The sequence below is a fragment of the Aeromonas sp. DNP9 genome (assembly GCF_001728955.1).
GTDB lineage: Bacteria > Pseudomonadota > Gammaproteobacteria > Enterobacterales > Aeromonadaceae > Aeromonas > Aeromonas veronii.
Window position 1 is genome coordinate 40,290 of sequence record NZ_LYSQ01000022.1, and the last position, 13,347, is coordinate 53,636.

Here is a 13,347-nt window from a genome sequence, read left to right on the forward strand (position 1 = left end):
CGTGTGAGGCAAATATTCTCGAAAAAGCCCGGTTCTTGCAGGGAACCGGGCGCTGGCTGCGGCAATATTGGCCGTCAGGGGGATGTGGCAAAGCCATCCCCCTTTGCATCAATTGATGTACTCAATCAGGGGCGGCTGTGCTTCCAGCGCTGGCAGGTGGCGAGCCCAGCGGATAAAGGCGTCGGCCAGGGTGATGCCGAGCTCCTGATTGTGCTGGGTCAGGGTCCGCGCCAGTGCGGTGTAGCCCTCCTTGCCGGAGGCGGTATAGGCGCTCGACACTCCGCGATAGACCTGTTCGGCATTGACCGCTTGCCACTGGCCGGGGGCGGCTTCCCACTCCAGTCGGGTGATACGCTGACCCTTGGGCCGATCGGCCTGATAGGTGAATTGCACCCCTGCGGTGTAGGGGAAGCTGCCGTTGCCATTGCCGACCACGCCGTTGTTGGTGGCATTGTCGATGGCATTCTCCAGCGCTTCCGCCAACTCGTGACCGTGCACCCGATAGAGGGTGAGGGGAATGGCAAACGGCAGCAGGCGACCGGCGATATCTGCTTCGCTCAAGGGGCCCGGCTCCAGCGAGCAGCGCACGCCGCCAGCATTGTGCAGGGCAAAGTCCACCTCGCCTACCTGTTCACGAGCGGCGGTCAGCATGGCGCGGGCCACCAGCGGGGCGAGCTGGCTACCGTGAGGCAGGGTGGCATCCGGTAGCCGCTGATGGGGCAGTGGCGCCGCCAGCCGGGTAACGATGCGCTGGCTCATGGTCTCGATTTCTGGCCGATAGCGTTTGGCCAGATGTTGTTCAAGTTGTGGATCCGGCTCGCAGAAGGTGAGCCCGGCGGGTGAGGTGGAGGCGAACGGCCAGGGCTGCCAGGGGAGCCACTCCAGCTGTCCCTGACTCTGCACGACGCGGCCCGACTCATCGAAGGTGAGCTCGCAGACACCGAGGCAGAGGGCGCTGTGGCCAGCGTGCAAAATAGCCACCCCGTTGTTCATCAGCGGATAACTGCCTTCGCTTGGCAGACCCAGCGGCGCGAGATCGCCGAGCAGGCTGTGGGTGTGGCCGCCAATGATGAGACTGAGCTCGGGGAAGCGCTCGGCCAGCAGCTTGTCCTGATCCAGCCCGAGGTGGCTCAGCAGCACGATATGCTGGATCCCTTCGCGCTTGATCTCCCGCAGCACTCGGGTGAGGGTGTCGGCGACCGCGTGGAAACGGGTGTGGGGATCCGGGTTGGCGATGGCAGCCATCTGGGCGAGTGTGATGCCGAGCAGCGCAAAGGGAACCCCGTCGATCACCCGGCGATGCCAGGGCTGATGGGCATCGTAGAGGTGGGGGATATCCCACAGCCCGAGGGTTGTGTCGGCAGGCTCCTGGCTGTTGTCCAGATTGGCGGCCAGCACCGGAAAATCGAGCTGGCGCAAGAACTCCACCAGCGGGCCGTTGCCCAGATCGAATTCGTGGTTGCCGAGCACCATGGCATCGGGGGCCAGCATGGCGAGCAGGTCGGCGTTGGCGCGCCCTTTGAAGCGGTTGAAATAGAGCGAGCCCTGAAAGGAGTCGCCACCGTGCAGAAACAGAAAACGCTGGCCGGCTGCTGCGGCTTGGGCACGCAGTTGGGTCAGTCGGGTCAGGATCCGGGCATAACCGCCGCACTGGGTGCGCCATTGGCCTTCACCGACAGGGGAGAAGCTCATGGGCGCGCCATCGAAGTGGGAGTGGCAATCGCTGAAATGGGCAAGTTGAACCGTAATACTCATCTCGGTCCTCCTTAGGGGGAAAATGAGCACCGAGTCTACTGCAAAGGGGGGGGCGGATACCAGCCCGGCAGGGTGCCGGGCTGGTCAGCGATCAGGCGGGTACCATGATCTGGGTGGCGACGATCACCACCAGCAGGCCGACGGCGACCGGCATACTGGTGCGCTTGACCACCTCAAACGGCGAGAGCTTGCCCATCCCCGCACAGGCGACCACCACCCCGGAGACCGGAGAAATGGTGCGACCCAGGTTGGAGGCTTGCAGCATCGGGATCACCAGATAGGCCGGGTTGATGCCAAGGCTGCTGGCCAGATTAGGGATCAGCTCCACAAAGGCGTAGAAGGGGGCATTGCCCGAACCGGTGGTGAAGGCGGCCAGGGTGGTGATCACCACCAGTGACAGCATCATGATCAGGCCGCCGGAGCCGAGATCCTGCGCGTGAGCCAGCAGAGTGTCGATAAAGCCGATGGTCATCAGACCCTGGGCAAATACGCCGGCACCGACCAGCAGCATGACCACACCGGCGAAGGCGTCAGCCATGTTGCGCCAGCAGACCTGCAGACCGTCCAGCAGCTCCTTGCCATTGCGGATACGCACGAGTTCCAGCAGGCTGGCCAGCACCATGCACATCACGATGATGGTGACGATATCCAGCTGCGGACCCCATTTGCCGTCAAACACCAGCACCCCGATGATGGGGGTAAAGGGCAGGATGGCGTAGAAGGCAGGCGCAGTCGTCACCAGATCACCCGGGGCGACCGGCTCGTTGTGCTCACCGGATTTTTGATCAAGGTAGCGCTGCCAGAAGAAGTGGGTCACCGCCATGCAGGCGATCGCCACTAGCGAGATGGGCAGGGTTAGCTTGAAGGCGAAGTCCAGCAGCGGCATGTTGGCTGCCTGAGCAGCCATCACCACGTCACCGGAGGTCGGTGCCAGAATGATGGCGGCTGGCGAGGCGCACACGGCGGCTGCCGCGCCACGGGAGATCCCCATGTTGACCATCAGCGGGAACAGGGTAGCCATCAACAGCACGCCGAGGCCGGTAGCGGAGCTGACCGCCAGCGACATGGCGCAGGCTACCAGATAAGCAGCCACCAGCAGGATATAGGGGGACTTGATGATACCGAGCGGTTTGCTGGCCAGCTTGACCAGAATGGTGTTGGCGCCGATATGGCTCATGTAGCCGGCGAAGCCGCACAGCACCATGATCAGCATCCCCAGTCCACCGCCACGGTCATTGAGCAGGAAGCGGATGTATTCGAAGATATCGGTCGCGATATAACCGGTGCTGACCACCTTGCTCGGCAGTACCGGCTTGCCCATCATGGCGGTGATGACCAGCAGCAGCAAGCCGCCGCTCAGCAGCACCCCGGTCGCGGAGTATCCTTTGAAAATGGCACGGCCCACCACCAGGGTGACCAGGGTGCCAACGATGAGTTCGAGCATATGTTGCCTTCTGATTGGATGAGAGTGGAGGGAGTCTATTCCGATAGGGGTAGAGTGGCGACTGAAAACCGGATGTTGTGTGAGCTAAATCAACGTTTAACCCCGTGAACAGAATTAAAGAAAGGTAAAGGTACTTTACCCAGCGGGTTTGGCTACCTACCCTTGCCAGCCTTGGTTGTCTTTTGAGGCTTTTATATGGTGGTTGGTGATTTTTCAGGCATTAAACGCTCTATTTTCCTGCTTGCGATGCTATTTTCACCTACTTGCGTGTTTGCGGTAACCAATGACGGTTTTCATCAAACCGGTCCTCATCAGGCGGTCGCCATGCGGCGTCTTATGGCTCCTCACTCTTACGGGGTACTGGTGGTTGCCGAGGGGAACAGACCCCGTTTTGCCGCGCTGGCATCCAAAACCACGGAAGCAAACTGCCTGGCCCGTCATGCCATCCGGGTAGATGGGGTTGCGCTGCTGGTCACCCCGAGATTCTATGCCAAAGAGGGAAAACGGGGACTTTGCGAGCTGTGGCTCAATGAGGGGGCAGATCAGGACTTTTTTGCCAACCGCCTTAAAAATGATCATTTTATTCAGATAGATGGTCATGACATCAATGTGAAAAACTATCACCTCGACTGGCAGCGCATCAGCCGTCATGCTCAATAAAAATACAGTTTTGGCCTTGTGCCATACTCTGCTCACGCAACCTGTGAGCGTGCTCTGATTTTTGGGCCCATCATTGTATTGCGCCGCCTCGTCGTCACACATAGGCTATACCCGTCATCTGTGTGGCGGTGGGGTTCACCAAGGTTGGTACTCCGCCCGTGCAATCAAGGAAGGTAGTCTGGCATGGTCAGCAAGGTTTATGGAGTAGTGGGGGTCGGGTTGTTGCTGTTGCCCCTGATGAGTCAGGCTCAACCGAGCCGGCCGCAAGTGGTGCCAGAGTCCCGCATCAATGTCCGTTTTTATGAGGTCAATGCAACCAGTCCGGAGCAGCTTGCCCGGGCGATTGCCCAGAGTGCTCCCAAGGTGAATGGCAAGCCCGTACTCGGCAAGGCGAGTTATCAGGTGAACTGGCAGCTGGATACCGAGCAGTTGCCGGGTCGCTGCCAGCTCAACCGGGTGACGGTGACCACCAACGCCACTGTGTTGCTGCCCCGCTGGCGTCAGAGCGCGAACAGTAACGATCCTGCCCGTCAGCGCTGGGGGCGGCTGCTCTCCAGCATGTTTGACTACGAATCCCGCTTCAAGGAGATGGTGCTGCAGGGGGCCAATCAGGTGGGGGGCGCCATTGCGGCGTTACCGGGCCATGCAGATTGCCAGGCGCTGCGCTATGCCGCGTGGGCAGCAGGCAGTGGCGAGCTGAACAAGATCAAGGGACGGCTCGACGGATTCCAGCGTCAGACAGGTTACGGCGAACAGCTCGGGGTGCACTGGCCCAAGTGAGCGCTATCTCAAGACGCAATATCCAGCATCGCACGATTTGATAAATAGAATGGCCGCCCGATGGGCGGCCATTCTATTTCCTTGCAGAGTCAGGTTCAGACTAGCGCTTTGCCCTTGAGCAGTTTGCGAACCCAATAACGGGCTGGGTGGAGCGCTTCCAGCAGATCGGCGGCCAGCGGCAGGGGATCGCCGCAGATCTCGCTGGCGAGCAGCTCACCACAGAGCGGCGCCGAGCAGAGGCCCCGCGAGCCGAGCGCCCCCAGCACATAGAGGCCGAGGTGAAGGGGGAGCGGCTGGGCGTTGTGTTGATCATGCTGCAGCTGCGCATAGTGATCAGCCAGACCTTGCAATCTGGCCACTGGCCCCACCACCGGCAGGTGATCCCGGCTGGCGCAACGCACGCCTACGCGCGCCTCATTGCCACTCACATCCACCTCGGCGGGCCAGGTCTGCTCCGGCAGGCAGGCTTGCAACCGCACCTGATTCTGGATCTGTTCATCGGCACGAAACTCAAGGCTGCTCTGGTTACGGCCATAGCTGGCGCCGATGCAGTGTTGATCGTTGTGCACTGGCGTGAGGTAGCCATCGTAGCAGAGCACGGTCTTGACCTGACGCAAGCTGGCCGTGGTCGGCAAATGGCTCACCTGACCGCGCACCGGATAGAGCGGCAGCTCGGCAAAGGGGAGCAGTGCTGGCAACTGGTGACCGGCGGCGACCACCAGATTGGGGGCCTGCCAGTGGCGGCCATCCTGGCTTTCTACTTGCCAGCCATCGGCCTGCTCGGCAATGGCGCTTACTTGGGTGTGGTACTCCACCTGCAGCAGGCCGCTGGCTTGCGCCTCTTTCAGGGCGGCTCGGGTGAGATCGGCCGGACAGAGCCAGCCTCCCAGCGGATAGCTGACGCCGCTGTGGCCACAGGGCAGGCCAACCACCTGCTCTACCTCTGCTGTAGAGAGGGGATGCATCAGTTCGGACGGGAAGGGGCCCTGGCTCATTTTCACCAACTTGGCTGCCGATTTGTCGTCATAACCGAGCTGTGTCACTCCGCATAATTCGAAAGCGATAGGATGGCGTTCGGCCAACGCCAGCAGCCGTTGGCGGGCATAGCCAAAGGCGAGGGAATAGAAGCGTGACAGGGCATCGTGCTCGCCGTTGAGCAGGGGGTAGAGCGCGCCCTGGCGGTTGCCCGAGGCGCCGGTGGCCGGTTCGTCATCTGCACACAGCAACGTCACCTTGCGACTCCGCTCCACCAGAGAGAGCGCCGTCATGGCCGAGGCGATGCCGCCGCCGATGATCACCACCTCGCCAGCGCGTCCGGCAGGACGGGCATACCAGGGGGCGATGGTCTGCTGCGGCTGCTTGTCGGTGCGATCCCCCACCAGCATCTCCCGCTTGCTACCGTGGCCCTTCACTTTCTTCATGGCAAAACCGGCGGCAATCAGGCCGCGACGGACAAAACCGGCACAGGTAAAGGTGGCGATGGAGCAATCGGGACGGGCGAGGCGAGCGAGACCATCAAACAGCTCCTGTGTCCACATCTCCGGGTTTTTGGCAGGGGAGAAACCATCCAGATACCAGGCATCCACCAGACCTTCTGTTCGGTGAGGCACCTGCGGCAGCATATCCTTGATATCGCCAAACCAGAGATCGAGGCGAATGCGGCCACCCGCAAAATGCAGGCGGTGGCAACCGGAAACCGGCAGCGGCCATTGGGCGACAAGATCCTGACTCAAGTGGTCAAGTTCAGGCCAGGCGGCCAACGCCTTGCGCAGATCGTCTTGGGTCAGGGGGTATTTCTCGAAACTGATGAAGTGCAGACGGGAGCCGTTGCCGGATTGAGGCGCCTGTTCCAGGAAGGCTTGCATTGTCGCCAGAAAGTTAAGGCCTGTGCCGAAACCTGTTTCACCTATCACGAAACTGTCACTATCGTGGTGCGAAAATCGCGCAGGTAGTCGGTTTTGCTGCAAAAAGACGTAGCGGGTTTCACCTAGACCGTTATCATTGGAAAAGTACACATCCCCGAAGTCACTGGAGACAGGAGTTCCCGCTTCATTCCAGTCCAATCGGGCATGATGTAAGGATGTTTGACTCACGTTTTCCTCGGCTCGCGTCACAAAATCGCGGGCATTCTACGTGAAAGCAGACCAGTTTGGCAGCCGAAAGCGGGTAGACTTGGCGCCAGTTTTTCCAGACGAGATGAATTAATGAGAAGAGCAGTGATCACCGGTATCGGCGTCATCTCCAGTATCGGCAACAACAAGGAAGAAGTGCTGGCCTCCCTGAAAGCAGGTAAATCCGGCATCACCTATTCCGAGCAGTTCGAGCAGCACAACCTGCGCAGCCGTGTCTGGGGTAACATCAAACTCGATCCGTCTGAACTGATCGACCGTAAAGTCATGCGTTTCATGGGCGACGCTGCGGCCTACGCCTACCTCTCCATGCAGCAGGCCATTGCAGATGCCGGTCTGGCGGAAGATCAGGTCTCCAACGAGCGTACCGGCCTGGTGGTCGGTTCAGGTGGTGCCTCCGGCAAGAACACCTCGGAATCTGTGGACATCGCCCGTGAGAAAGGGGTCAAGCGTGTGGGCCCTTACATGGTGCCGCGCACCATGTCTTCCACCACCTCTGCTTGCCTCGCGACCCCGTTCCAGATCAAGGGTGTCAACTACTCCATCAGCTCAGCTTGCGCCACCTCTGCTCACTGCATCGGTCACGCGCTTGAACTGATCCAGCTTGGCAAACAGGATGTGGTCTTCGCTGGTGGCGGTGAAGAGCTGGACTGGTCCTCTACCATCCAGTTTGACGCCATGGGCGCGCTCTCCACCAAGTACAACGACACGCCGGAAAAAGCGTCCCGTACCTATGATGCGAACCGCGACGGTTTCGTTATCTCCGGTGGCGGTGGCATTCTGGTGATCGAAGAGCTGGAACATGCGCTGGCCCGTGGCGCTCACATCTATGCCGAGTTGACCGGTTACGGTGCCACCTCCGATGGCTACGACATGGTCGCCCCGAGCGGTGAAGGCGCGGTGCGTTGCATGAAGATGGCGATGCAGGGTGTAGGCAAGGTTGACTACATCAACACCCACGGCACCTCCACTCCGGTGGGTGATACCAAAGAGCTTGAAGCTATCCAGACGCTTTTTGGCGCCAACGGTCCCAAGATCTCTGCCACCAAGGCGATGACCGGCCATGCGCTGGGCGCTGCGGGCGTGCACGAGGCTGTCTACTCCCTGCTGATGATGGAACACGGCTTTATCGCTCCCAGCATCAACATCGAGACTCTGGACGAGAAGGCCGAAGGTCTACCCATCGTGCGCGAGTACGAAGCGGCCGAACTCAATACCGTCATGTCCAACAGCTTCGGCTTTGGCGGTACCAACGCCTCTCTGGTGTTCAGCAAGTTCAAAGGCTGATATCCGGTTGATATGAAAAAAGCGCCTCAGGGCGCTTTTTTTGTCTTCGGGAGCTGCCATCACTCATTGCAGAGCAGAGCAGAGCAGAGCAGAGCAGAGCAGAGCAGAGCAGAGCAGAGCAGAGCAGAGCAGAGCAGAGCAGAGCAGAGCAGAGCATCGGCCATTTTGGAATAGGAAGAGTGGGTTAGTGGCAGATTTCAGCGCAGATGGTGGGGGGAGGTGACGCCACATCAATGAGCCTGATCTACATCTCTCTAGCGGGGCAGATAGCAAGAAGGGAGCATGAGGCTCCCTTCTTTGTTAGCGGTAATGTGATGGCTGCTAGAACCAGAAGCCGATGATAAAGGAGCCCGCCAGGGTCAGCATCACGTTGGCCACCGCATAGGTACCGGCATAACCGAGCGCCGGAATGGAGCTGTTGGCTGCCTCGTTGACCACATCCATCGCCGGGGCACAGGTCCGGGCACCTGTGATAGCACCGAGCAGCAGGGCCGGGTTCATCTTGAGCACCCAGACCCCAAACAGATAGCCGACCAGCACCGGCAAGGTGGTCACCAGCATGCCGGAGAAGAGCACTACCGTACCCACCTCGCTGAGGTGGTCGAGGATGCCGCCACCGGCTTTCAGACCCGTACTCACCATAAAGACCGCCAGACCGAGATCCTTGGCCAATCTGAGCGCGCCGGGCGGCACATAGCCGACCGTCGGGTGGTTGGCCCGCAGGTAACCCATCAGAATGCCTGCCAGCAGCAGGCCGACGGCGTTGCCGAGACCGAATTCGATCTGACCGAACACCAGCGAAACGGAGCCGATCAGCAGGCCGAGTACGAAGAAGGTGGTGAAGGCCACCAGATCCGTGGTCTGGCTGTGGATGCTGATAAAGCCGATCTTGTTGGCCAGCAGTTTGACCCGCTGCTTCTCGCCGCTGATCTGCAACACGTCGCCCTTTTGCAGCATGATGTTGCGATCGAACGGCATCTCGATCTGGGAGCGTACCACCCGGTTGAGGAAGCACCCCTTCTCGGTCAGGTTGAGCTCCACCAGATGGCGGCCTACCACGGAGTCATTCTTTACCACTATCTCTTCGGTGACGATCTGCAGGTCAAGCAGGTTGCGGTCAAACACCTCTTTACCGTTGCGGTAGTTGACGTCCAGCTTCTCGTGGCTCTCGGGATAGCCCACCAGAGCGATCTCGTCCCCTTCCTGAATGACGGCATCGCCATCGGGACTGGCCAGAATGCCGTTGCGGCGGATCCGTTCAACATAGCAGCCGGTATGGGGGTAGATGCCGGTCTCCCGCAGGGTACGGCCACCGATCCAGGCTGCCAGTTCGGGGCCAACCCGATAGGCGCGGATGATGGGCAGGTAGGTCTTGCGACTGTCGCTGTCGGAGAGGCCCCGCTCACGGGCGATTTTTTGCGCTTCGGTATTGAGATCGAGCCGTGCCAGCGAAGGGAGATAGCGCACCACCAGCATCAGACCAACCAGACCCACCAGATAGGTGAGAGCGTAGCCGATGCCCATGTTGTCGAGCACCGCCTGCATATCGGTTTGATGGGGCAGGTTGAGCAGACCGCTGCGCAAGGCATCCTGGGCACCCACCAGCGCTGGGGTCGAGGTGAGGGAACCCGCCAGGATCCCCGCCGCCATGCCCGGCCCCAGATTGAAGAACTTGGCCAGCCCCACCGTCAGCAACAGGGCGGTCAGCAAGATCACCAGGGTCAGGGTGATGTAGTGGATGCCATCGCGCAGGAAGACGCTGAAGAAGTGGGGCCCGGCTTCGATCCCCACGCAGAAGATGAAGAGCATGAAGCCGACGTTCTCGGTCGTGGCGGTGAACTCGAAGCCCATCTGGCCAAACAGCAGGGCGGTAAACAGCACACCTATGGTGTTGCCAATCTGAAAGTTGCCAATTCGCACCTTGCCAAGCAGCAGGCCGAAGGCCAATACCACGAACAGCAGCAGGGAGTCGCTTTGATGTAGCAGTGTCACGAAATCTATGGTCATGCCCGGAAAAACCGAGGAAAAAAGTGGGGTCGATATTGTGCCGGATCTATCCCCAATAAAGAAGCGCAAGGGAGCGATTAATCGGACGTTATCGGACGCTATTTGTGGAACCTGCGGCGTGATAGGGAGACAAGCGGATGAAATCTGGCAATTTTTGCTGTAACCGCCGTTGTCAATTAGTGAAATCTGCTGCCCGCGACCGAAGCGCTCTGGCGCAGGCCGATATTTTAGATTCTGCTGTTCAGCCGCTTGGCGGGGATCAGTTTCAGCAGATTCAACCGATGGCCACCATGGTTGGCTGAGGGGCAAATCAGCTTGATATTTACCCGTTCGCCCACGGGGCATGGGTTGGCAAAAAGATGCTTCTGAAAAGTGCCAATAGAGCCTGTCACTAGGTGGTTCCGGAGGGAGCAAAAAAACAGCATAAAATCAGGTTGACCAGCAAAATGACTCTTCGCCGGGGGCCATCAAGGGCAATCCCGCGTCCTGACAGGGCTTGCTGCACTTACCCACAGAATCTGTGGATAACCCTGTTCATGAAACTTGTTCATCGCCCTGAAAGCCGCGCCAGCACTGGGATGCAAGGGCTGTTCAAAAAATACCGGAAGAAAAATGTTTGTATAAAAATCAAATAGTTAGGTGCGACAGGAGAAAACTCTGTCGAGCAGGAACGGGTAACAAAAGGGAGCGTCAGCAGCAAGAAGGATCTTGTGCATTAAAATTGGCAGGAGAGAGCACTAAAGTGGATAACTTGCACCGAGATGGTGAGGAATTGGCTCCCCCGACTGGACTTGAACCAGTGACATACGGATTAACAGTCCGCCGTTCTACCGACTGAACTACGGGGGAACATCAGGCAAGGAGGAGCATCATACAGAAGGTGTCCGAGGTGGTCAAGCCATTCGCGGGATGATGGCACGGGTATACCGCTGCCAAACCCTCGGTTACACTGCTCCTCTGCTGTTTTGTGTCGGGAGTGTTCATGAGCAAATTGTTCAAGTTAGCCAGCCAGTTTCAACCCGCTGGGGATCAGCCCACGGCGATTGCCCAACTGCTGGATGGCATCGAGTCGGGGCTGGCCCACCAGACCCTGCTCGGGGTGACCGGTTCGGGCAAGACCTTCACCATGGCCAACGTCATCGCCACCCTGAACCGCCCGACCATGATCCTGGCTCCCAACAAGACCCTGGCCGCCCAGCTCTATGGTGAGATGAAGGAGTTCTTCCCCGACAATGCGGTGGAGTATTTCGTCTCCTACTACGACTACTACCAGCCCGAAGCCTATGTGCCGACCACCGACACCTTTATAGAGAAGGATGCCTCGATCAACGATCACATCGAGCAGATGCGATTGTCCGCCACCAAGGCGCTGCTGGAGCGGCGCGACGTGGTGATCGTTGCTTCGGTGTCGGCCATCTATGGTCTGGGGGATCCCCAAGCTTATCTGAGCATGATGCTGCATCTCAAAGTGGGGGATGTGATCAACCAGCGGGATATCCTGCGTCGCCTCGCCGAGCTGCAGTACACCCGCAACGACATGGCGTTTCAACGCGGTACCTTCCGGGTGCGCGGTGAAGTCATCGATATTTACCCTGCCGAATCTGACAAGCTGGCGCTGCGGGTGGAGCTGTTTGATGAAGAGGTGGAGCGCCTCTCCCTGTTCGACCCGCTGACCGGCGCTATCGAGCAGACGGTAGTGCGCTACACCATCTACCCCAAGACCCACTACGCCACCCCGCGCGAGACCATTCTGGGGGCTATCGAGCATATCAAGGAGGAGCTGCGCAGTCGCCGCGAGCAGCTGTTGTCCCTCAACAAGTTGGTGGAGGAGCAGCGCATCAGCCAGCGCACCCAGTTTGACATGGAGATGATGCAGGAGCTGGGTTACTGCTCCGGCATCGAGAACTACAGCCGCTACCTCTCCGGCCGTGCGCCGGGGGAGCCGCCGCCCACCCTGTTTGACTACCTGCCGGGGGACGGCCTGCTCATCATCGACGAGTCCCACGTCACGGTGCCGCAGATTGGCGCCATGTTCAAAGGGGACCGATCCCGCAAGGAGACCCTGGTGGAGTACGGCTTCCGGCTCCCCTCGGCGCTGGACAACCGGCCGCTCAAGTTCGACGAATTTGAAGCGCTGATGCCGCAGACGGTGTTTGTCTCGGCGACTCCCGGCCCTTACGAGCTGGAGAAGTCCGGCGGCGATGTGGTGCAGCAGGTGGTGCGCCCAACCGGCCTGCTCGATCCGGAGATCGAGGTACGTCCGGTGACCACGCAGGTGGACGATCTGCTCTCCGAGATCCGCAAGCGGGTCGCCGTCGAGGAACGGGTGCTGGTTACTACCCTGACCAAGCGGATGGCGGAAGACTTGACCGAGTATCTGGCGGAGCACGACGTCAAGGTGCGCTATCTCCACTCCGATATCGACACGGTCGAACGGGTGGAGATCATCCGCGATCTGCGCCTTGGCAAGTTCGATGTGCTGGTGGGCATCAACCTGTTGCGGGAAGGTCTCGACATGCCGGAGGTGTCGCTGGTGGCGATTCTGGATGCGGATAAAGAGGGCTTCCTGCGCTCGACCCGCTCGCTGATCCAGACCATCGGCCGGGCGGCGCGTAACCTCAACGGCAAGGTCATTCTCTACGGCGATACCATCACCAACTCGATGAAGGTAGCCATTGAGGAGACCGAGCGGCGCCGCGCCTTGCAGCATGCCCATAACCTCAAGCATGGGATCACCCCCAAAGGGCTCAACAAATCCATTGGCGATGTGATGGACATGGGGGGCAGCCGCACGGCAGGCAAACCAGGCAAGGGGATGCGCAAGGCAGCCGAGCCGCAAGGGGAGTACCATGCCCGCTCTGCCAGCGAGATTGCCAAAGAGATCAAGCGGATGGAGGAGCAGATGTTCCAACATGCCCGGGATCTGGAGTTCGAACAGGCGGCGGCACTGCGGGATCAGATCCAGCGGTTGCGCAGCGAGTTGATCGAATCATGAGCCGTAAACGCTGGCTGATTTGGCAACGATTGCGTCGTCTCTATCAGGGCTTTCGCCATCCCGGTACCCCCTGGTGGGCGAGGGGACTGGTGATCCTTATCCTGCTCTATGGCATCAGTCCGGTGGATCTTATCCCTGACGTGGTGCCCTTGCTGGGGTGGTTCGATGATGTGACCCTGCTGCTGGTGTTGCTATGGGGCTGGGAGCGTTGCCTGCCCCCCGCAGTGCGCAGCGATCTGGAACAGGCCTCCTAGTTCCCCTTTCAACTCCACGCTCGGCATCTCTCTTTG

The 13,347-nt window shown here is 59.7% G+C and carries 10 protein-coding genes and 1 tRNA gene; 6 read left to right on the forward strand and 5 right to left on the reverse strand.

The features are described 5' to 3' along the window. Window positions 1-108: 108 nt before the first annotated feature. Both A9G06_RS15625 and dcuC read right to left on the reverse strand, forming a co-directional pair. Window positions 109-1,755 carry a bifunctional UDP-sugar hydrolase/5'-nucleotidase gene (locus A9G06_RS15625; RefSeq protein ID WP_069555797.1) on the reverse strand — a complete coding sequence of 549 codons (1,647 nt, stop codon included), beginning with the start codon at window positions 1,753-1,755 and terminating at the stop codon, window positions 109-111. 91 nt (window positions 1,756-1,846) lie between these two features. After that, entirely contained in the window at window positions 1,847-3,199 is a 1,353-nt protein-coding gene (gene dcuC, locus A9G06_RS15630; RefSeq protein WP_069555798.1) for an anaerobic C4-dicarboxylate transporter DcuC, read from the reverse strand. 195 nt (window positions 3,200-3,394) lie between these two features. Here dcuC and A9G06_RS15635 point away from each other — a divergent pair, with 195 nt between their 5' ends. Further along, on the forward strand, window positions 3,395-3,859 hold the full coding sequence (locus A9G06_RS15635) for a hypothetical protein (protein ID WP_069555799.1): 465 nt from the start codon (window positions 3,395-3,397) through the stop codon (window positions 3,857-3,859). A 183-nt stretch (window positions 3,860-4,042) separates the two neighbouring features. Beyond that, window positions 4,043-4,639: a DUF922 domain-containing protein gene (locus tag A9G06_RS15640; protein WP_069555800.1), complete on the forward strand. Its 597-nt coding sequence runs from the start codon at window positions 4,043-4,045 to the stop codon at window positions 4,637-4,639. A gap of 95 nt (window positions 4,640-4,734) precedes the next feature. Here A9G06_RS15640 and mnmC read toward each other — a convergent pair whose 3' ends face one another. After that, the gene (gene mnmC / locus A9G06_RS15645) at window positions 4,735-6,753 is read right to left on the reverse strand and encodes a bifunctional tRNA (5-methylaminomethyl-2-thiouridine)(34)-methyltransferase MnmD/FAD-dependent 5-carboxymethylaminomethyl-2-thiouridine(34) oxidoreductase MnmC (protein WP_171903398.1); all 2,019 of its coding nucleotides are present in this window, start codon (window positions 6,751-6,753) and stop codon (window positions 4,735-4,737) included. Window positions 6,754-6,843: 90 nt separating this feature from the next. Between mnmC and fabB the strand changes: the two genes are divergently transcribed. Continuing rightward, entirely contained in the window at window positions 6,844-8,055 is a 1,212-nt protein-coding gene (gene fabB, locus A9G06_RS15650; RefSeq protein WP_058058450.1) for a beta-ketoacyl-ACP synthase I, read from the forward strand. Between the two features lie 321 nt (window positions 8,056-8,376). Here fabB and A9G06_RS15655 read toward each other — a convergent pair whose 3' ends face one another. Continuing rightward, a complete protein-coding gene (locus A9G06_RS15655) occupies window positions 8,377-10,062 on the reverse strand; it encodes an aspartate:alanine antiporter (RefSeq protein WP_069555802.1) in 1,686 nt (561 codons plus the stop codon). Window positions 10,063-10,199: 137 nt separating this feature from the next. Between A9G06_RS15655 and A9G06_RS22290 the strand changes: the two genes are divergently transcribed. Next, window positions 10,200-10,364 (forward strand): hypothetical protein, encoded by a 165-nt coding sequence (locus A9G06_RS22290; protein WP_162515106.1) that lies wholly within the window; start codon window positions 10,200-10,202, stop codon window positions 10,362-10,364. Window positions 10,365-10,835: 471 nt separating this feature from the next. On the opposite strand, the gene A9G06_RS15660 is transcribed toward A9G06_RS22290, so the two are convergent. After that, window positions 10,836-10,911: transfer RNA gene (locus A9G06_RS15660), tRNA-Asn, on the reverse strand. A 133-nt stretch (window positions 10,912-11,044) separates the two neighbouring features. On the opposite strand from A9G06_RS15660, the gene uvrB reads away from it, so the two are divergent. Together uvrB and A9G06_RS15670 are read left to right on the forward strand one after the other, a co-directional pair. Beyond that, window positions 11,045-13,057: an excinuclease ABC subunit UvrB gene (gene uvrB / locus A9G06_RS15665; protein WP_069555803.1), complete on the forward strand. Its 2,013-nt coding sequence runs from the start codon at window positions 11,045-11,047 to the stop codon at window positions 13,055-13,057. Further along, window positions 13,054-13,311 carry a DUF1232 domain-containing protein gene (locus tag A9G06_RS15670; RefSeq protein ID WP_005360976.1) on the forward strand — a complete coding sequence of 86 codons (258 nt, stop codon included), beginning with the start codon at window positions 13,054-13,056 and terminating at the stop codon, window positions 13,309-13,311. Before uvrB ends, A9G06_RS15670 begins: the two co-directional genes overlap by 4 nt. Window positions 13,312-13,347 lie beyond the last annotated feature (36 nt).